Source organism: Streptomyces sp. NBC_01460 (assembly GCF_036227405.1).
Lineage (GTDB): Bacteria > Actinomycetota > Actinomycetes > Streptomycetales > Streptomycetaceae > Streptomyces.
Genome location: NZ_CP109473.1, coordinates 657,681 through 677,151 on the forward strand (window position 1 = coordinate 657,681; position 19,471 = coordinate 677,151).

Below are 19,471 nucleotides of genomic sequence, written 5' to 3' on the forward strand. Positions count from 1 at the left end.
CGGCTCCCTGGGCGGGGGCCGCTCACACGGTCCCGGACGTCCGGACCGCCCCGCCGTCCTCGCGGGCCGTCCGGTGCGGCCACCAGACGCGCGGCCCGATGTCCAGGAAGAGGGAGGTGACCAGCACGGACCGGACGACCAGGGTGTCGAGGAGGACACCCAGGGCCACCGTGAAGCCGATCTCGGCGAAGGCCACCACCGGCAGGGTCCCGAGCGCGGCGAAGGTGCCCGCCAGGACGAGGCCTGCGGAGGTGATGACCGCGCCGGTGGCGGCGAGTCCCGTCACCACGCCCGCGCGGGTGCCCCGGTGCAGGGCCTCCTCGCGGATCCGGGTGGTCAGGAAGATGTTGTAGTCGATCCCGAGTGCCACCAGGAACACGAAGACGAACAGCGGGAAGTCCGTCGACTCGCCCGCGTAGTCGAAGACGTGACGGAAGGCGAGCGCGCTGACGCCGAGCGCGGCGGCGAAGGACAGCACCACCGTCGCGACCAGGAGCACGGGAGCCAGCAGGGCGCGCAGCACCAGCGCGAGGATGACCAGGACGACCAGCAGCACCAGGGGGATGATCACCAGGTTGTCGTGCCGGGTGGCCTCGTCCATGTCGAGTGCGGCAGCGGTGTCGCCCCCCACCTGGGCGTCGGCGCCCGGGATCCGGTGCACGGCGTCGCGGACCCGCTCCACGGTCCGCTCGGCCCGGTCGCTGTCCCCGGCGTCGGTGAGGGTCGCTTCGAAGATGGCCCGGCCGTCGTGCACCGGGCGGGCTCCGGGCGGTACGACGAGGGTCCCGGGCACCACTCCGCGGGTCCCCTCCACGGCGCCGCGCACCTGGGCGCTCCGGTCCGCCGCCGCGATGACGACGACGGGGCTGCCGCTGCCGGCGGGGAAGTACCGGTTCTGGATCTCCTGGCCGGCGACGGAGTCGGGCTTGTCGGGGAAGGAGTCGGCGTTGCTGAGCCCCGCCGCGCGCAGTTGGAGGAGCCCCAGCGACAGGGCGGCGAGCACCAGCGCGGTGGCGACCCAGACCCTCCGGGGGTGTACGGCGAGCCGCTGTCCGGTCCTGGCCCAGAATCCGTGCTCGGTGGGTTCGGAGGAGCCGAAGTGCGGGACGACCGGCCAGAAGACCCAGCGGCCGAAGATCACCAGCAGGGCCGGGAGGAGCGTGAGCATGGCGATCAGGGCGACGGCCACGCCGATGGCCGCGACGGGCCCGAGGCCGCGGGTCGAGTTCATCTCGGCGGCCAGCAGGACGAGCATGCTCAGCACCACGGTGCCGCTGCTGGCCAGCACGGCGGGCCCGGCCCGGTGCAGCGCGCGGGCCATGGCCTCGTGGCGGTCCTCGTGGCGCCGCAGCTCCTCGCGGTAGCGGGCGACGAGGAGCAGGGCGTAGTCGGTGCCGGCGCCGAAGACCAGCACGGTCAGGATGCCCGCGCTCTGACCGTTCACGGTGAGTCCCGCGTGCGCCGCGAGCAGGTAGATGAGGGCCTGCGCGGTGAGGAGGGCGGCGACGACCGAGACCACGGGCAGCACGAGCAGGCTCGGACTGCGGTAGGTGATCAGCAGCATGACGATCACCACCGCGAGTGCGGCGAGGAGCAGGGTCGAGTCGATGCCCGAGAAGGCGTCCGAGGAGTCGGCCGCGACCCCGCCGGGGCCGGTGATGTGGACGGTGAGCCCTCCCCCGCCGTCCCCCACGACGTCCCGTACGGAGTCGACGGCGGGGCCGATCCGCTCCCAGCCCTTCTCGTCCATGGTGATGGGCACGAAGATCTGGGCGGCGGCGGGCGTGGTCCTCCTGTCGTAGAGCGGGCCGCGGGTCTCCTCACCCCGTACGCCGTGGGCCCGCAGCGTGAGCAGTTGCTTCCTGTCCGCGGCGATCCGGGTGCGGTCCGCCGCGGTCAGGCCGTCCGCGCGTGCGTAGACGACGATGGCGGTGATGACCTCGGGGCGGAACTCCTTGGACTCCTCCCAGACCTGGGTGGACTCGGCGCTGCTCGGGAGCCAGGAGGTGGCGTCGTTGTCCTGGGCGCCGGTGAGCTTCCCCGCGAGGGGTGCCGCGACGACGAGGACGATGAGCCAGAACGCCACGACGAGCCATTTGGTACGGCGTCCGCACACCAGCCGGGCCACTTCGCGCATGACGCTCCCACCCCTTCGTACGGTCCCGTGGCGGAGACAGTAGGACGGGGCGTGCGGGCCGGGTCCGCGACATGCCGTGGGCCCCGGCCGCGGGCCACGGTCGGACCATCGGCGGGTCCCTACGGACGGGCGGGGCGGCCGAAGCGCACCGGGACCCCGGGTGAGTACAGCACGCTCTGCGGTCCGCCGACGGGCTCGGGCAGGCCGGCCGCCGTCACCAGGCTCTCGTCGCACTCGATGAGCTCCGCGCGGTGCAGGGGCCAGCGCGGGTGTGCGTTGGGGAGGTACACGGAGCGCCCCCGGAAGGTGCTGTGCATGCCCCAGCGCGCGGTCAGGAAGTGTTCGAGTCCGCTGGGCTCGCCGATCCGTTCGCCGGGGCGCACCACGATCCGGCTGTGGGCGCCCCGGGGTCCGGGGTGCCGTCGCCTGCTGGTGTAGGTGAGCGTGTCCGCCTCGCGCCGGATCTCCATCCGGGACCAGACGTACGGCAGCCGGAAGACGGTCCGCGCGACGGCCACGGGGATCAGCCTGGAGGCGTCGAGCGAGCGGAAGACCACCCCGCGCCTGCCGTGCGCGTCCCGCGAGTACAGCCGGACGTTGGTCTCGGGGAAGGTGCCCAGGTAGGGGATACCGGGGAGGCGGAGCCACCCGATGCGGTACATCCGGAAGGCGACGAGGCCGACGTAGGTGACTCCGTCCAGGGTGTCCGGCACGGTTCCGGCGGGCAGGAGCGGCGCCACGTCCGCCGGGTCGGCCGCCCAGTGCAGGAACGCCAGGTCCAGCCACGACTGCGTCATCAGCGGGTTCATCGCCGGGTGCGGCGGGTCGGGGGTGACGGGCTGCGGGGTACGGGGCGGGGTCGGCACCCGGCCAGGATGACAGAACGGCGGGGAACCGCCGCGCCGGAGGCGGCTATTGCAGGGCGCGTACCGCGGCGTTGAACAGCGGGGGCAGGCGGTGGGCGGCGGGCACGATCAGGCCGGCGGTCAGGGGGTGCCCGGCGGCGCCCAGCAGTGCCCCGGTGAGCAGACGGTGACGCCGCGTCAGCCGCGCCCACCGCGCGGGGTAGTCCTCGGGCCGGCCTTCGAGGAGGCAGTCCACCGCCGCCGACGCGGTCGCCGCCGCCAGGGCGACGCCCTCGCCGGTGAGCGCGTCGACGTAACCCGCCGCGTCGCCGGCCAGCAGGACCCGCCCGGCCCGCGGGGAGCTCGCGCTCCGGCGGAGGGGGCCCGCACCGCGCACCGGTCCGGTCTCCCGGCCCCGCAGCGCACGCGCCAGCGCGGGGAAGGCGGCGAGGTGCTGCTCGTGGGAGCGCCGGTGGCGGCTGAGCACGGCGACACCCACCAGCCCCTCCCCCACCGGCGTCACGTACGCCTCGCCGTCGCGCGACCAGTGGACTTCCACGAAGTCCGTCCAGGGGGCGATCCGGTAGTGGCGGCGCAGCCCGTAACGGCGCGGCTCGGGAGGGCGGCCCTCGAGGCCGAGCGCGCGGCGCACCGGCGAGTGCAGGCCGTCGGCCGCGATCAGCCAGCGGGCCGTCAGCCCGCCCGCCGTGACGCTGTCGTCCCCCTGCCTCACCTCACCCACCCGGCCCGTGACGACGCGCACCCCGAGCTCCGCGGCCCGCCGGTACAGGGCCGTGTGCAGTGCGGTGCGCCGGACGCCGAGCCCCGGGGGCCCCCGGAAGGTGGCCTCGGCCCGCCGGGAGCCCTCGATGTAGCGGATCCCCCGGAGTTCGCGGCCCGCCGGTGCGACTCCGAGCGCGTGCAGGGCCGCCACCCCGCTGGGCATGATGCCCTCGCCGCACGCCTTGTCCACGGGCGCGCGGCGGGGTTCGACCACGACGGCCTCCAGCCCGGCGGCGGCGGCCCGGATCGCCGCCGTCAGGCCGGCCGGTCCGCCGCCCGCCACCAGGATGTCGATCACGCGCGTGCGTCCGCGCCTGCGAGGCGGGCCAGTGCGCCGTCCTCGCACCGGACGCGTACGGCCAGGAGTGCCGCGTTGAGCAGGGTGAACAGGACGGCGGTCACCCAGGCGCCGTGGACCAGCGGGAGAGCCGCCCCTTCGACGGCGACGGCCACGTAGTTGGGATGGCGCATCCACCGGTAGGGCCCGCCGGTCACCAGGGGCAGGCCCGGGACGACGATGACCCGGGTGTTCCAGCGGCGCCCGAGGGTGCGGACGCACCACCAGCGCAGCCCTTGCGCGGCGACCACCACCGCCACCATGCTCCAGCCGGACCAGGGGACGAACGGTCGGCCGGAGAGCCCTGCCTCGGCTAGGCACCCGCCGAGGAGCGCGGTGTGCAGCGCCACCATCACCGGGTAGTGCCCGCGCCCGGCCTCGGTGCCGCCGCGGGCCAGGCTCCACCGGGCGTTGCGCAGCGCCAGGGCGAGCTCGGCGAGGCGCTCGGCGGCGACGGCCAGGACCAGGGCCGTGTACCAGATCATCTGATTCCTCCGGACTACCAGCGCAGCAGCACCAGTTCGCAGCAGAAGCCCGGTCCCATGGCCATCAGCAGACCCGGGGTCCCGGGCTCGGGCCTCCGCTGCTCCATCGTGTCCCGCAGGACGTGCAGCACCGAGGACGACGACAGGTTGCCGGCCTCGGCCAGCGACCGCCGGGTGACGTCCAGGGCTCCCTCGGGCAGGGACAGGACGTCGGTGACGGCCTCCAGGACCTTGGGGCCTCCGGGGTGGCACACCCAGCGGGCGACGTCCTTCGGTTTGAGCCCGTGCTGCTCCAGGAAGCCGCCGACGTCCTCGGCGAGGTACCGGCGTACGACGTCGGGGACAGCCGGGTCGAGCACCACGGTGAAGCCGGAGCCCCGGATGTCCCAGCCCATGACGTGCCCGGTGTCCGGGTAGAGGCGGCTGCGGGTGTCCACGACCTCGGGGCCGTCCACCGGCGCCGGGTGGCTCCCGCCGACCAGGACCGCGGCCGCCGCGCCGTCGCCGAAGAGCGCGGTCGCGACCAGGTTGGCGGGGCTCGCGTCGTCACGCTGGAAGGTCAGGGAGCAGAGCTCGACGGAGAGCAGCACGGCCACCTGTCCGGGGTGGCCGAGCAGGTAGTCGTGGAGCCGCGCCACCCCGGCGGCACCCGCGACACAGCCGAGGCCGAACACGGGGAGCCGCTTCACGTCGGGGCGCAGCCCGAGGCGTCCGACGAGCCGCGCGTCGACGGAGGGCGCCGCGATCCCCGTGACCGAGGTGAACATCAGCAGGTCCACGTCGGCGGGGCGCAGCCCTGCCTTGCGCAGGGCGCCGCGTACGGCTTCGGCTCCGAGGTCGACGGCGGCGGCGATGAACACGTCGTTCGCCGCGCCGAAGCCGTCGAGTTCGCCGTAGCGCTCCAGGGGCAGCACCATGTTCCGGGTGCGTACGCCCGCGTTCGCGTGGATCCGGTCCAGGAGGCGGCGGTCGGCGGCTGCGGGCAGGCAGGTGCGCGCGACCATGTCGGTGATGTCCCGCTGGGCGTGGCGGTGGGGCGGCAGGACCCCGTGCACGGCCGCGATCCGGGTCACCCTGGCCACCGCTTCGGAGAGGTCATGGCCCCTATCCTGCCCATCGAACCGGGCAAATCGGTGTACATGCGGCGCGCGGCTGCCGTGTTCGTCCGTGCCTTCTGTCCTTACGATCGCCCTATGGATGTCACCGACCGGCCGCCCGCGCACGACGGTGCCGTACGCCTGCCGGACCCGGTGACGGGGCTGGTGCTGTCCTGTCATCCGGGCCCGGTCGCGGCGGTGACCGTGCTCGTCACCGCACTGGCCGTCAGTTCGGGGGCGGCGGGCGGCCGGTGGGTCCTGGTCGCCGCCGCCGTGCTGACCGGGCAGCTCTCGGTGGGCTGGTGCAACGACGCGTACGACGCCCTCCGCGACGCCGAGGCCGGGCGCCCGGGGAAACCGGTCGCCCGGGGCACGGTGGGACGGCGCGTGGTGTGGGGCGCGGCGTTCACGGCCCTGTTCCTGTGCGCGGCGCTCTCGCTCGCGTGCGGCTGGGTGGCGGGCGTGGCACATCTGACCGGGGTGGTGGCGGCGTGGGCGTACAACCTGAGGCTCAAGGAGACGGTGCTGTCCTGGCTGCCGTACGCGGTCGGCTTCGGCAGCCTCCCGTGTCTGGTCGCCCTGAGTCTGCCCGGCCGCCCGTGGCCGGCGTGGTGGGCGGTGGCGGCGGCTGCACTGCTCGGTGCGGCGGCCCATCTGGCCGACGTGCTGCCGGACATCGAGGCCGACCTGCGGGCGGGCATCCGCGGCCTGCCCCAGCGGCTGGGCCCGGCGCGGACGCGGCTGTTGCTGCCCGTCCCTCTGGTGGCGGCCACGGCGGTGCTGGTCCTGGGACCGGTGGGTGCCGCGGACGGAGGGGATGTCGCCGCGCTCTGCGGGATCGCCCTCCTCGCCGTGGTGGTGACGGCGGCGTGCGCGGGTCCGCGGCAGCCGGCCGGAGCCTGGCGCAAGACGGCGCTCGCGGGGACGGTGGTGGTGGCGTCGGTGGATGTGGCGCTGCTGCTGGCACGCGGCGCGGAGATCGCCTGACGGCCCGTACGGACGCGGTGGCGTCCGGACGGGCCGTCGGGTGGGCGTCGACTCCCACCGGTGTAGGCGCCGGCGGTGTCGGCGTTACCGGTGTCGGCGTTACTGGCCGGCGAGTCCCGTGTGCGCGATCCCGCGCACGATCTGCCTCTGGAAGAAGGCGAAGACGATCAGGAGCGGCGTCCCGGCGATCACGAGCGAGGCCATGATCTGGGCGTAGCGCACCCCGAAGGTGGACTGCACGTTGACGAGGCCGACGGGCAGGGTCATGCCGCCCGGGTCGGTGGTGACGAGGAACGGCCAGAGGAAGTTGTTCCAGGTGGAGATGAAGGTGAAGATCGCGACGGCCGCCAGCACGGGCCGGGACAGCGGGATGACGATGGTCCAGAACACCCGCCAGCGGCCGGCGCCGTCGACGAAGGCCGCCTCCTCCAGCTCGCGCGGGACGCCCTCGAAGAACTTCACCAGGATGAACACCATGGCAGGCACGGCGACCTGGGGCAGGATCACCCCCCAGTAGGTGTCGACGAGGCCGAGCTGCACCATCTCGCGGAACAGCGGCGCGATCAGCACCTGCGGAGGCACCATGATGCCGGCGAGGACGAGCCCGTAGAGCAGCCGTCGGCCGCGGAAGTCGGTGCGCGTGAATCCGTACGCGGCCATCGCGCACGTCACGACGGTCAGCAGGGTGGTCATGACGGAGATGTACGCCGAGTTCATGAGCCAGACCATCAGGTCGCCCGACTCCCAGACCTTGCTGTACGCGTCGAACGTGACGCGCGAGCCGATCCAGGAGAGCGGCGTCCTCGTCGTGTCGCCCTCCGGCTTCAGGGAGGTCGCGACGGCCCAGGCCAGGGGCAGGAGCCAGGCGGCGGTGAGGAACAGGGCGACGACGAGCAGGACGATCCTGCCGGGGGTCCAGCGCGGCCGGCGGCCCCCGGCGTCGGCGAACCGCTCCGACCGTGGGGCGGGACGGGTGGTGACGGTGGTGGAACCGCTCACTTCGCGGCCTCCTCAGCTCGGCGCCGGGACAGCAGCGGCTGCACCAGGGAGACGGTCAGGATCAGGGCGAAGAAGATGTACGAGACCGCCGAGGCGTAGCCGATGCGGTAGCCCGTGAAGCCCTGCTGGTAGACGTACTGGAGGATCGGCCGGGTCGACTCGTCGGGGCCGCCGCCGGTCATGATGTAGACCTGGTCGAAGATCTTCAGCGAGGCCAGGACCTGGAGGACCACGACCAGCACGGTGGTGCGGGCGAGCAGGGGCAGGGTGATGTGGAGGAGCCTCTTCCCGGCGCCCGCCCCGTCCAGTTCGGCGGCCTCGTAGAGGTGGACCGGGATGGCCTGCAGGGCCGCGAGGTAGAGCAGGAAGTTGAAGCCGACGGTCCACCAGAGGGTGGTCGCCACGATGCTGAGCATGGCGTAGCGCTCGTCGGTCAGCCATCCGATCTCCGGCGTCAGTCCGACGGCGGAGAGCATCTGGTCGGCGAGGCCGAAGTCCGACGGCAGGATCATGTTGAGGAAGAGCAGGCAGACGACCCCGGACGGCAGCAGGAACGGGGCGAACCAGCTGAGCCGCCACAGCCACTGCACCACGCTCAGCTGGTGGGCGAGCAGCGCCAGCCCGAGGCCGACGACCACGAGGGGGACGGTGGACAGGACCGTGAACCAGACGGTGTTCCAGAGCGAGGACCACACGTCGGGGTCGCGCACGGCCTCGGCGTAGTTGTCGAGGCCGATGAACTCCCCTCCGCTGCCGGTGATGTTCTCGCTGGTCAGACTCATGCCGAGGCCTGATATCAGCGGCCAGACCAGGAACATGGCGTACACGAGGAAGAAGGGCGCCACGAACACCAGGCCGTGTTCGGTCCACTTCCTGCGCACGCCGCGGGCCGGGCGCCCGGCCGCGTCCTGGGCGCGCTTCGCCACGGGTGCGGGCGCCGTCGCGGTGGTGGAGGTCATGACGCGGCTCCCGGGAGGGGGTTGCGGGTGTCGAGGAGTGTCCGCAGCCGCGCCCTGGCCTCGTTCAGCGCCTCGCGCGGGCTGCGCGAGCCGGTGAGGACCCCGGAGAACACGGCGCCGAGCTCGATCCACATCCGGGAGGCGGAGCCGGCGAACCACGCGGGTTCGTCCAGCGCCACGTCGTCGATGACGGCGCGGTATGCGGACTGCGGCTTCAGGTCGAGGTACGCGGGATCGTCCAGGACCGGCAGGTAGGCGGGCACATGGCCGCCCTGGGCCCAGGCCACGGAGTTCTGCAGCATCCAGGCGGTGAGCGTGTGGGCGGCCTCGTTCGGCGCGCCGCCGCGGTCGTCCTGGTGCGGCAGGACGAAGGCGTGGCAGTCGGCCTGGGTGGCCGCCGTGCCGAAGAGCGCGGGGATGCGGGTCATGGAGAACGGGAGGCCGGTGGTCTTGAAGGTGGTGATCTCCCATTCGCCGTTGAGGTGGAAGGCGGTCTTCCCGCCGTTGAAGACGCCGATGGATCCCGCGTAGTCGACGCGGCGGACCATCAGACCCTCCTCGACGAGCCGGGCCAGGTACTCCAGCACCCGGAGCGCCTTGGCGTCGTCGAGCGCGAGGCGCTTGCCGTCCTCGGAGAGGACCGTGCCGCCGGTCTGGGCGTAGAAGCTGGAGAAGAGGCGCCAGGGGGTGATGCAGTCCGGCCCGAGTGTCTCCGTGACCAGTCCTGGCTGCCCGGTCGCCTTCTTCGCGGCGCGCAGCGCGTCGGCGAACTCGTCCGCGCCGCTGATCGGCTTGAGCCGGCCGCCCGCCATGAGTCCGGCCTTCTCGCAGACCTCGGTCTGGTAGTAGAGGACGAAGGGGTGGGTGTCGAGCGGGACGGCGTACTGCTTTCCGCCCACCTGGCCGCGGCGCCAGATGTCCGGCGGGAAGTCCTGCTCCCTCACGCCGTGTTCGGCCAGCAGATCGAGGTCGAACGGGTCGAGGAGCCTGCCGGGGGCGAACCCCGCGAGCCGTGCGAGGTGCAGGGCGGCGAGCTCCGGCGCCCGGCCTCCGGCACCGGCCATGCCGAGCTTGGTGTAGTAGGGGGCGCCCCACTGCAGGGTCGAGGCCTCCAGGGCGATGTCCGGGTGTCCGGTCCGGAAGTCGTCCAGCATGCCCTGCATGGTGACGCCGTCGCCGCCGCCGAAGAGGTGCCAGAACCGCAGCAGGGTCTGTCCCGGACCCGCGGCGGTGGCAGGGGCGGCGCAGCCGGTCAGGGAGCCCAGGGCTCCGGCGGCGGCCAGGACACCGGCACCGCCCGCGAGGGCTCGGCGCCGGCTGAGGAGGGGTGGTTGCATGGCGGCTCGTCTCGGCTCGTCTCTGAGGTGCGGGGACGCGTGAAGGAAGGGCGGGACGTTCGAAATTTCGTCGCGCGCCCGTGACTTCGGACGGGACCGTAGGCCCGGGACATCGCGGCGTCAATGACTCGCGCTGAAATTGCGAACAATGTTCGATATCACGAACGCGCACCTTCCTCTCGAGCCCCGGACCGGCGAGGTACGGGCACACGCGAGGAGATATCGCGGGGATGAGCTCACATTTCTTACTGGGGGGTAGGCCCGCCCGGCATCCTTGCTATACCTTCCGTCTAACAAGAGGGACGGAAGGCCGCCCGGCCAGGGCCGGCGCCGGGTCCTTTGCTCGGCGCTGCCGCCACGTCCGGTGATCAGCACGGCATTTGACGATCCGTCACCCACATTGCGCATGCGACAGCACCAAGGACATCGCTGACGAACCGAGGAGCCGCACCATGGCAAGCAGCACTGTTCGACCGGATGCCGAGGACCGGCCGCCCGAGGACCACCTCACCCGCCGCCTGCTCGACTCGGCCGCCACACTGGCGTACGACCCCGCGACGGAGGTCGACTGGGACACCCCGCTGGACAAGGCGTTCCACGGCGCGAGCCCTGAGTGGAGCACCCTGTACGGCACCGCCTACTGGGGAGAGCTCACCGAGGACCAGCGCAGGGAACTGACGCGCCAGGAGGCCGCTTCGGTGGCCAGCACGGGCATCTGGTTCGAGATGATCCTCCAGCAGATGGTCCTGCGCGACGTGTACGCGAAGGACCCCACGAGCGCGGACGTCCAGTGGGCGCTGACCGAGATAGCCGAGGAGTGCCGGCACTCGATCATGTTCGCCCGCGGCGCGCAGAAGCTGGGCGCCCCGCCCTACCGGCCGCGCCGGTTCGCGGTGGAGCTGGGACGGGCCTTCAAGACACTGGCGTTCGGCGAGGCGGCGTACGCGGCGATCCTCGTCGCCGAGGAGGTCCTCGACGTCATGCAGCGCGACTGGATGCGGGACGAGCGGGTCGTGCCCTTCGTCCGCACGATCAACAACATCCATGTCGTCGAGGAGTCCCGGCACATGAAGTTCGCCCGCGCCGAGACCCGCAAGCACCTCAGCGGGGCGGGTCCCGTGCGGCGGCGGATCAACGCGCTGGTCATCGCGATCGCGTCGTACGTGATCGTCACCAGCATGGTGAACAAGGACGTCTACGCCAACGCCGGACTCGACGGGAAGCGCGCCCTCGGCGAGGCCAGGGCCAACGAGCACCACAAGTCGATGATGCGCTCCAGCTGTTCGGGCCTCATGGACTTCCTGGCCTCGGCCCGCCTGCTCACCAAGCCCGCCCTGATGTTCTACAAGCGTGCCCATCTGATCTGAGCGGACGACATGACCTACGCCATCACCCAGACGTGCTGCAGCGACGCCACCTGTGTCTCGGTGTGCCCCGTCAACTGCATCCATCCGACGCCGGAGGAACCGGACTTCGGCCGGACGGAGATGCTGTACATCGACCCGAAGTCGTGCATCGACTGCGGTGCATGCGCCGACGCATGCCCGGTGGAGGCGGTCTTCCCGGTGGACAGCCTCCCTGCCGCACAGCAGGAGTACGGTCCGCTCAACGCGGCGTACTTCGCGGACCGGGGAGATGCCGAGAAGGCCCCCGGGGGGCCGAACTTCCACGTGTGGGGTGAGCCGGTCTTCACGCGCAGCCTGCCGTCGGACTTCGCACCGCTCCGCGTCGCGGTGGTGGGGACCGGCCCTGCCGGAATGTACGCCGCCGAGGACCTGCTGCTCCACACGAGCGCCGAGGTGACGCTGATCGACCGGCTGCCCGTCGCGGGCGGCCTCATCCGCTACGGCGTGGCGCCCGACCACCTGTCGACGAAGAAGGCCGGCGACACCTCCGCCCGGTTCCACACCCATCCGAGGGTGCGCATGCACCTCGGCCTGGAGGTGGGCCGGGACATCACTCCGGAGGAACTCGGCGCGCACCACGACGCGGTGATCTACGCGGTGGGCGCCTCGGCGGGGCGTCGGCTCGGGATTCCCGGCGAGGACCTGACCGGCAGCATCTGTGCGACGACGTTCGTCTCCTGGTACAACGCCCACCCCGAGATCGCCCCGGACGCCGTGGACCTGTCCGCCGAGCGGGTCGTCGTGGTCGGCACCGGGAACGTCGCCCTGGACGCGGCGCGGATCCTGGTCTCGGATCCCGACGCGCTGGCCGCGGGCGACATCGCCGGCCACGCGCTGGACGCCCTGCGCGCCGGGTCGGTGCGCGAGGTGGTGCTCCTGGGACGACGGGGGCCGGAGGACGCCGCGTACACCCGGTCCGAGCTGCTCGCGCTGAAGCACCTGGACGGTGTGGACCTGGTCGTCGACGACCACGACCCCCGGACCGGTGCGGCCATCGACGCCGCAGGTCCGGGCGACAGGGCCGCGCTGCTGCGGGACGTCCCCCGTGAGGCGGTGGACTGGTCGGGCCCGCCGCGCCAGGGCCGCCGCATCGTGTTCCGCTTCCACTCCGCCCCCGTGGAGGCGCTCGGCGACACCGGCCTGAGTGGCGTCCGGGTCACGGACGGTGGGACGGACGGCGGCACGGACGGCCGGGAGATCCCCGCCGGACTGCTGCTCCGGGCCGTCGGCCAGCGCGGACTGCCCGTCACCGGGCTGCCGTTCGACGAGGCGACAGGCACCGTTCCGCACGAGGGCGGCCGGGTCACCGGCCGGCCGGGGACATACGTCGTGGGTTGGATCAAGCGCGGGCCCACGGGCGGCATCGGGGCGAACCGGACCTGCGCCGCTGAGACCGTGGGCACCCTGCTGGACGATGCCGTCGGCGGCCAACTGCCCGCTCCGGACCACGGAGCGAAGGCCTTCCAGCGGCTCGTGCGGCGCCGCAACCGGCGCGTCGTGGACGCCCGCGGTCTGGCGGAGATCGACCGCGCCGAGAAGGCGTTGGGGGTCCGCGCCGGCCGCCCGCGGGTCAAACTGGCGACGGTGCCCGAGCTGGTGGCGGCGGCCAGGGGCAGCCGTCGGCGGATACCCGGCTGACCGCCCGGGCCGACTCGCCGACCGCGCGCGGCGGGTCGGCGGGTCGGCGGGTCGGCGGGTCGGCGGGTCGGCGGGTCGGCGGGTCGGGCCATCGTCCGGCGTCCGGCAGTCCCTCTGGCGTGCCGTCAACTGCACCGGCAGCGGGCGGTATTGCGCACTTAGGTTAGGCTTGCTTTACTAAGCATCGTCCCTCGCTGTTCCGAGGAGGATTCCAGGGGCGCCCCGGCCGGCGGTCCGGCCCAGATCTCCGGGCCCCCTGCCGGCCGTCGTCACATGAGGAAGAACCTTGCAACAGCCGAGCTCCCCGGGAACGGTTCACGCCCCTCGGCCGGAGGGCGTGCCGCCGTCGAGCGTGCTCGGCCTCAACGCCTACCTCATGTACGCGACGGGCAAGGCCGCGCGCCGCAGACTCACCGACACGCTGACGGCGTACGGGCTGCGGCTGTGGCATCTGACCATCCTGGCCATGCTGGACGACGCCGGCCGGCTGTCCAAGGGGGATCTCGCCACGCGGCTGGACATGAACCAGAGCGACCTGACCAGGACCGTCACCGGCCTGGAGGCGGCGGGGTACGTGGAGTGCGCCCGCGACCCCTCGGACCGCCGCCGCATCGAGGTCGCCCTGACACCCGCGGGCAGGTGCGCGCTGGCCCGGCTCAACTCCGACGTGTCGGCCACCGAGGCGTACCTCCTCGCCCCGTTGACCGGAGAGGAGCGCGACGTGTTCGCCTCCCTGCTGCGCCGCGTCCACACGCACCTGGAGCGGGACCGGGCCGGGGACGCGCCCACCTTCGCCGCGCCGGGCGGGGCCGGACCGGACGGCGGGCACGACACACGTCCGGGCACCCTTCGGCCCGTGGGATCCCGCCCCTCCCCCTGAGCCCGCGATCACACGGAGCTACGGGCGTCCCCCGTGGGCACCACGCCGTGCGGGCCGGTGCCGGACCGCTCCGCCTGCTCGGTGAGCGCGGCCAGGCGTTCGGCGTCCCGTGTGCCGGGCTCGGCGGTGTAGATCATGACGCGCAGGTCGCTGCCCGCCACCGTGAGCACGTCGCAGTCCAGGGTCACCGGGCCGACGTTGGGGTGGTCGACGGTCTTGCGTGCCGCCTCGTGCCGGCCCGTCGCGCCGGAGTCCCACAGCTCGGCGAACCTGTCACTGTGCGTGCGCAATTCCGCGACCAGGCGTTTCAGCGGTTCGTCGGCCGGATAGCGGGCGGCGGCCGTACGCAGGTCGGAGACCAGGGCGGCCTCGAACCTGGCCCGCGACCCGGAGGTGTGCCGGGCCCTGCCGGGCGGGCCGACCATGGTGCGCCACACCCCGTTGCGTCGGTTGCCCCGCCACGCCGACGGGTCACCCATCAGCGCCGCATAGGGCGCGTTGGCCTGCAGCAGGGTCCAGGTGGCGTCGGAGACCGCGACGGGTGTTCCGGCCAGCCGGTCCAGCATGCGGTGGACGCTCGGCGGGATGCGGCCCGGCACCGTGCCCGGGCCCGGCGTCGCCAGACCGGCCAGCTCGAACAGGTGCGCGCGTTCCTCCCCGCCCATGCGCAGAGCGCGTGCCAGGGCCTCGACGACCTGTGCCGAGGGGTGGGAGGCACGGCCCTGTTCGAGCCGGGTCACGTAGTCGACGGAGATTCCCGCCAGCAGGGCCAGTTCCTCCCGGCGCAGTCCGGCCGCCCTCCGCCGGCCGCCGGCGGGCAGCCCCGTGTCCCCCGGTGCGACCCGGTCGCGCCGACGGCGCACCGCCTTGCCGAACTCCGCCGTCGTCATGCCACCAGTGTGCACCGGCGGCCGTCCGCCGTCCTGGTACCGGCAGTCCCAGGAAAACCGGGTCACTGGTCCGCTCCGCCGCACCGGCGCACCGTGGACGCATGACCACCACACTGATCACCGGAGCGAACAAGGGTCTCGGCTTCGAGACCGCCCGAAGGCTCGTCGAGGCGGGGCACACCGTGTACGTCGGGAGCCGGGACGCCGAACGCGGGCGGCGGGCCGCCGAGCGGCTGGGCGCGCGCATGCTGCACATCGACGTCACCGACGACGCGTCCGTCGCGGCGGCCGCGAAGGCCGTGGAGGCCGACGGCGGGCTGGACGTGCTGATCAACAACGCCGGGATCGAGGGGACGGTCGTCGGCGCGGAGGACACCACAGCGGGCACCCTGCGGCCGCTCTTCGAGACCAACGTGTTCGGACCGGTCCGCGTCCTGCACGCGTTCCTGCCGCTGCTCCGGCGCTCCGCCGCACCGGCCGTGGTGAACGTGAGCAGCGGTCTGGCGTCGCTGACCCTGGTCAGCACACCCGGCACCCCTCACCGCGCCTATCCCGGCGTCGCCTATCCGGCCTCCAAGACCGCCCTCAACATGATCACCGTCCAGTACGCGAAGGCCTTTCCGGACATCCGGATCACCGCGGTGGAGCCCGGCTTCACCGCCACGGACCTGAACGGGCACCGGGGCACGCAGACCGTCGAGGAGGGGGCCGAGATCATCGTCCGTACGGCCCTGGTGGGGGCGGACGGTCCGACCGGCGGGTACGTCGACGCCTCCGGCCCTCTCCCCTGGTGACCACCCCGCGCGGGTGGGCCGGTCAGGCCCCCGCCGTCGACTGGGCCTCTGCGGCCGCGCGGTAGAGGCGGCGCAGCCGCACCACGCCCAGGTCGTGCTGGTAGAGGTTCTCGCGCTGGTCGGCGTCGGCCGGCATGGCCTCCAGCATGACCCGGTCCTGTTCCAGGACGTCCCAGTGGCGCTGCTCGATCAGCGTCCGGTACAGGAAGCGCCAGGACGCGCGCTGCCAGTCCTGGACGCGGCGGTAGCGCCAGAAGAAGACGCCGGTGCGCCGCACGTCCACGGGGCAGACCATGCCGACGATGCCGAACGCGCCACCGGGACCGGCCGAGGGCGGGTACGGGATGGAGAGGTCGACCCAGTCCACTCCGGTGCGGCAGAGCTCCACCCAGTCGAAGTTGACGCCGCGCTGGTCGGTCTTCTCGAAGAAGTAGCCGCGGGCGGTCTCGCGGATGCGGAACTTGGCCGTGGTGTCGCCGTCGAACATCGTGTGCGAGTCGTGGTGGAGGAACGCGCCGTGCATGGGGTCGAGCAGGTTCTCCACGGCGTACCGCCAGGGCGCGTCCCACTCCGCGTAGCAGAGGAAGGCGTCCACGTCGGGGTCGGTCAGCGGCTCCGGCAGGGTCAGCTCGGCGGGCTCGGGGTGCTCCTCGTCCCCGAAGTAGGCGAGGATCGCACCGGCGACCTCACGCACGGGCAGCGACGTCACCAGCTTCTTGCCCTCCAGGCTGCACCCGGGCAGCCCGGGCACCGAGGAGACCGTGCCGTCGGGTTCGACCTCGACGCCGTGGTACCAGCAGGCGACCCGGTCGCCGAGGTGTTTGCCGAGGGAGAGCGGGGCTCCTCGGTGCGGACAGCGGTCGGCGAGCATGGACAGCGCTCCGTCGGAGCGGCGGAACAGCAGCCACTGCTCGCCGAGCGCGGTCACCTTGCGCATCGCGCCCGGGGCCACGAAGTGCGAGGGGACGACCGCGTGCCACTGGTTGCGCAGCCCGGTCGCGTAGATGTGGTCCGCGGTGGCGGAGGACGACAGCGTCATGGTCAGGCTCCCAGTCGGTTCATCTCGGCGCGGAAGGACTCCTCGGTCCACGGGCTGCCGTCGGCGGCGTGGACCTGACGGGCGTTGAGCCCGCGCACCACGTCGGTGAGTTCGTGGCCCTCGCGGGTGAAGACCTCTTCGAGGGTGGCGGCGAGCTTGTACTCGTACGGGGTGGGCTCGTGCGTACGGGACTGGTGGACGTCCAGGTACGGCCAGGTGTCGGTCACGGTGTCTCCTGAGGGTGCGGGGGAAGGTTCACAGGTCGAGGACGAGCCGGCCGGAGGCGCACCGCGAGACGCAGATCATCATCGAGGCGCCCGCGGCCCGTTCGGCCTCGCTGAGCAGGAAGTCGCGGTGGTCGGGGGTGCCTTCGAGCACGCGGGTCTCGCAGGATCCGCAGATCCCGTCGCGGCACGAGCTCTCCACGGCGAGCCCGGCGCTCTCGGCGGCCTCCAGGACGGACGTCCCGGCACCGACGGTGAGCGTCAGACCGGAGGTGCGGCACTCGACCTGGAACGCCTCGTCGCCGCCGTCGTGCTCCACCGTCGGCGCGGCGAACCGTTCCAGGCGCAGCCGGTCCCCGGGGCAGCGCTGCTCGACGGCCGTGAGCAGCGGTTCGGGGCCGCAGGAGTACACGAGGGTGCCGTCGGGAAGCCCGGTGAGCGCGGCGTCCAGGTCGATATGGCCCTGCTCGTCCTGCGGCACGAGGGTGACGTCGCCGCCGAGCGCGTCGAGTTCGCCGCTGAACGCCATGGAAGCCCGGCTCCTGCCGCCGTAGACCATCCGCCACGCGGTGCCCCGCCGTGCCGCCTCACGGGCCATCGCCAGCAGGGGGGTGATCCCGATCCCACCGGCGACGAACACATAGGCGTCGGCGTCCTCCAGCTCGAAGCGGTTGCGTGGCTCGGATACCGTGATCTGCTGGCCGGGCCGCAGCTGGGTGTGCACGAAGCGCGATCCGCCTCGCGAGGCGGGCTCGTTGAGCACGCCGACGCGGTAGACGTCCGGGGTGTGCGGGTCTCCGCACAGACTGTACTGGCGGACCTGGCCGCCGGCGTGGACGTCGAGGTGCGCGCCGGGGGTCCAGGCGGGCAGGGGTTTGCCGTCGGGGTGGGCCAGCTCGACGGACAGGACGCCCTCGGCCTCCCAGGTCATGCGACGGACGGTCAGCCGCAGCGAGTCCTCGCTCATGGTCTGTTGCCTCCTTACCGGCAGTTCGGGGTGACGGGCTACTGGCCCGGGATCCGCACGGGCGGGGTGAACGGGTTCTTCATCGGACCGAGGGCGTCCAGGTCGACCTCGACGAGCGTGGGGCCGTCCGAGGCGACGGCCTCGGTGAGCACCGGCGCCGCGTGCTCCGCCGCGGAGATGCGGGCGTACGGCAGTCCGCAGGCGCGGGCGAGCAGCTCGAAGTCCGGTGTGGTCAGGTCGACCCCGGAGCGGCGGTCGCCGTGGTGGTCCTGCATGTTGCGCAGGACTCCGTAGCCGCCGTCGTTGAAGACGATCAGGGTCAGCCGGGGCCGCTCCTGGGCGAGGGTGAGGAGTTCGCCGAGGTGGACGGCGAGGCCGCCGTCCCCGGCGATCACCACGGTGGGTGTACCGGGCCGAGCGAGCGCCGCGCCGATGCCCATGCCCAGCCCCTGGCCGATGCCTCCACCGCGCGGGAAGACGTTGTCCCTGGGGTCGTACATCTCCAGCAGGCGGTTGCCCCAGCTGCTGGAGGGGATGGTGACGTCGCGGGCGACGACGGCCTCGCGGGGCAGGGCCGCGCGGATCGCGTCGCAGATCGCGGCCTGCGGGCCGATCGTGTCGTGCAGGATCGCGCGCACCTCGGTGCGTACGGCGCCGACGCGGTCGGTCCAGCCGGCCTCGGCGGGGACGCCGTGCGGCAGCAGGCCGTCCAGCGCCAGGGCGGCGTCTGCGTGCAGCGGGTGGGTGGCCGGGTACACCCTGCCGAGGGCGGCCGCCTCGACGTCGATCTGGATGTGGGCCCCGGGGAGTTCCAGGGTGTAGTCGGAGGTCTCGTTCGACCGGAAGTGCGTGCCGATGGTCAGCAGGACGTCCGCGTCGGCGAGCAGGGCCCGCACAGCGGGGGTGGTGGCGAAGTTGCCGATGACCTGCTCGTGGTCCTCGGGCACGCTGCCGCGCCCGGAGTTGGAGGTGATCAGTCCGGCGCCGGTGGCCTCCAGCAGGGCGGCCAGTTCGCCGCGCGCGGTGTTCGCGCCGCCGCCCGCCCAGATCAGGGGGCGTCGGGCGGAGGCCAGGAGGGCCCCCGCGGCAGCGAGTCCGGCCGTGTCGGGTGCGGTGGGGGCGGGCGCGGCGAAGGGGGCGGGCTCGTCGCTCTGCGCCGCGTACTGGAGGTCGATCGGCCACTCGACGCTCGCGGGGCCGCCGGGCGCGGTCAGTGCCGAGCGGGCAGCCTCGCGCAGGATCCGGCCGGCCTGCCCGGCGTCCGGGATGCTCGCGGCGTAGGCGGAGACGGCCTCCAGCATGCCGAGCTGGTCCTTGGTCTCGTGGATGAACCCCCTTCCGCTGCCCAGGAATTCGCTCTCGACCTGGCCGGTGACGTGCAGCACGGAGCTGCCCGCGCTCAGTGCCTCGATCAGGGATCCGGCCGCGTTCCCCGCGCCGGTGCCCGTCGAGGTGAGGGCGCAGCCGAGGGTGCCCCGGGCGCGGCCGTAGGCGTCGGCGGCGTTGACGGCGGACGCCTCGTGCCGCACGGGTACGAACCGAAGTTCGCGGTCGACGGCTTCGACGAGCGGCAGGTTGTGGACGCTGACGATACCGAAGACGGTGTCGATGCCGAGTTCGCGCAGGACGGTGACGAGGAGATCGCCTCCGTTGTCGTGACGCATGGT

General features: G+C 73.0%; 18 protein-coding genes. 5 read left to right on the forward strand and 13 right to left on the reverse strand.

Annotated elements, in window-relative coordinates:
* Positions 1-22: 22 nt before the first annotated feature.
* The 5 genes from OG488_RS03005 to OG488_RS03025 form a co-directional block, all read right to left on the reverse strand.
* Positions 23-2,137: an MMPL family transporter gene (locus OG488_RS03005; RefSeq protein WP_329225642.1), complete on the reverse strand. Its 2,115-nt coding sequence runs from the start codon at positions 2,135-2,137 to the stop codon at positions 23-25.
* Between the two features lie 119 nt (positions 2,138-2,256).
* Complete coding sequence (locus OG488_RS03010; protein WP_405697114.1) at positions 2,257-3,003, reverse strand: YqjF family protein; 747 nt, start codon at positions 3,001-3,003, stop codon at positions 2,257-2,259.
* Positions 3,004-3,049: 46 nt separating this feature from the next.
* On the reverse strand, positions 3,050-4,063 hold the full coding sequence (locus OG488_RS03015; RefSeq protein WP_329225643.1) for an NAD(P)/FAD-dependent oxidoreductase: 1,014 nt from the start codon (positions 4,061-4,063) through the stop codon (positions 3,050-3,052).
* Positions 4,060-4,587: an isoprenylcysteine carboxyl methyltransferase family protein gene (locus OG488_RS03020; protein WP_329225644.1), complete on the reverse strand. Its 528-nt coding sequence runs from the start codon at positions 4,585-4,587 to the stop codon at positions 4,060-4,062. Before OG488_RS03020 ends, OG488_RS03015 begins: the two co-directional genes overlap by 4 nt.
* A 14-nt stretch (positions 4,588-4,601) precedes the next feature.
* A complete protein-coding gene (locus tag OG488_RS03025; RefSeq protein WP_329225645.1) occupies positions 4,602-5,660 on the reverse strand; it encodes a type III polyketide synthase in 1,059 nt (352 codons plus the stop codon).
* A 120-nt stretch (positions 5,661-5,780) separates the two neighbouring features.
* On the opposite strand from OG488_RS03025, the gene OG488_RS03030 reads away from it, so the two are divergent.
* Entirely contained in the window at positions 5,781-6,671 is an 891-nt protein-coding gene (locus OG488_RS03030; protein WP_329225646.1) for a UbiA family prenyltransferase, read from the forward strand.
* Between the two features lie 99 nt (positions 6,672-6,770).
* Here the strand turns inward: OG488_RS03030 and OG488_RS03035 are convergent, their stop codons facing one another.
* The 3 genes from OG488_RS03035 to OG488_RS03045 are packed head-to-tail and all read right to left on the reverse strand — an operon-like array spanning position 6,771 to position 9,966.
* Positions 6,771-7,670, reverse strand: a complete 900-nt coding sequence (locus OG488_RS03035) for a carbohydrate ABC transporter permease (protein WP_329225647.1) — start codon at positions 7,668-7,670, stop codon at positions 6,771-6,773.
* Positions 7,667-8,629, reverse strand: a complete 963-nt coding sequence (locus tag OG488_RS03040) for a carbohydrate ABC transporter permease (protein WP_329225648.1) — start codon at positions 8,627-8,629, stop codon at positions 7,667-7,669. Before OG488_RS03040 ends, OG488_RS03035 begins: the two co-directional genes overlap by 4 nt.
* Positions 8,626-9,966 carry an extracellular solute-binding protein gene (locus tag OG488_RS03045; RefSeq protein WP_329225650.1) on the reverse strand — a complete coding sequence of 447 codons (1,341 nt, stop codon included), beginning with the start codon at positions 9,964-9,966 and terminating at the stop codon, positions 8,626-8,628. The genes OG488_RS03040 and OG488_RS03045 overlap by 4 nt, the downstream gene beginning before the upstream one ends.
* Positions 9,967-10,418: 452 nt before the next feature.
* On the opposite strand from OG488_RS03045, the gene OG488_RS03050 reads away from it, so the two are divergent.
* From OG488_RS03050 to OG488_RS03060, 3 genes are all read left to right on the forward strand, one after another.
* The gene (locus OG488_RS03050) at positions 10,419-11,333 is read left to right on the forward strand and encodes an AurF N-oxygenase family protein (RefSeq protein ID WP_329225651.1); all 915 of its coding nucleotides are present in this window, start codon (positions 10,419-10,421) and stop codon (positions 11,331-11,333) included.
* A 9-nt stretch (positions 11,334-11,342) separates the two neighbouring features.
* Positions 11,343-13,010 carry an FAD-dependent oxidoreductase gene (locus OG488_RS03055; protein ID WP_329225652.1) on the forward strand — a complete coding sequence of 556 codons (1,668 nt, stop codon included), beginning with the start codon at positions 11,343-11,345 and terminating at the stop codon, positions 13,008-13,010.
* A gap of 337 nt (positions 13,011-13,347) precedes the next feature.
* Entirely contained in the window at positions 13,348-13,890 is a 543-nt protein-coding gene (locus OG488_RS03060) for a MarR family winged helix-turn-helix transcriptional regulator (protein WP_329225653.1), read from the forward strand.
* 8 nt (positions 13,891-13,898) lie between these two features.
* Here the strand turns inward: OG488_RS03060 and OG488_RS03065 are convergent, their stop codons facing one another.
* Entirely contained in the window at positions 13,899-14,780 is an 882-nt protein-coding gene (locus tag OG488_RS03065; RefSeq protein ID WP_329225655.1) for a helix-turn-helix transcriptional regulator, read from the reverse strand.
* 101 nt (positions 14,781-14,881) lie between these two features.
* Here OG488_RS03065 and OG488_RS03070 point away from each other — a divergent pair, with 101 nt between their 5' ends.
* Entirely contained in the window at positions 14,882-15,574 is a 693-nt protein-coding gene (locus tag OG488_RS03070) for an SDR family NAD(P)-dependent oxidoreductase (protein ID WP_329225657.1), read from the forward strand.
* A gap of 22 nt (positions 15,575-15,596) precedes the next feature.
* Here the strand turns inward: OG488_RS03070 and OG488_RS03075 are convergent, their stop codons facing one another.
* Genes OG488_RS03075 through OG488_RS03090 form a run of 4 tightly spaced genes read right to left on the reverse strand, consistent with a single transcriptional unit; the run spans position 15,597 to position 19,468 of the window.
* Positions 15,597-16,613 (reverse strand): aromatic ring-hydroxylating dioxygenase subunit alpha, encoded by a 1,017-nt coding sequence (locus tag OG488_RS03075; RefSeq protein ID WP_329225659.1) that lies wholly within the window; start codon positions 16,611-16,613, stop codon positions 15,597-15,599.
* A 2-nt stretch (positions 16,614-16,615) separates the two neighbouring features.
* On the reverse strand, positions 16,616-16,840 hold the full coding sequence (locus tag OG488_RS03080; protein ID WP_329225661.1) for a recombinase-like helix-turn-helix domain-containing protein: 225 nt from the start codon (positions 16,838-16,840) through the stop codon (positions 16,616-16,618).
* 28 nt (positions 16,841-16,868) lie between these two features.
* Positions 16,869-17,804 (reverse strand): PDR/VanB family oxidoreductase, encoded by a 936-nt coding sequence (locus OG488_RS03085; RefSeq protein WP_329225662.1) that lies wholly within the window; start codon positions 17,802-17,804, stop codon positions 16,869-16,871.
* Positions 17,805-17,842: 38 nt separating this feature from the next.
* Positions 17,843-19,468 (reverse strand): thiamine pyrophosphate-binding protein, encoded by a 1,626-nt coding sequence (locus tag OG488_RS03090; protein ID WP_329225663.1) that lies wholly within the window; start codon positions 19,466-19,468, stop codon positions 17,843-17,845.
* Positions 19,469-19,471 lie beyond the last annotated feature (3 nt).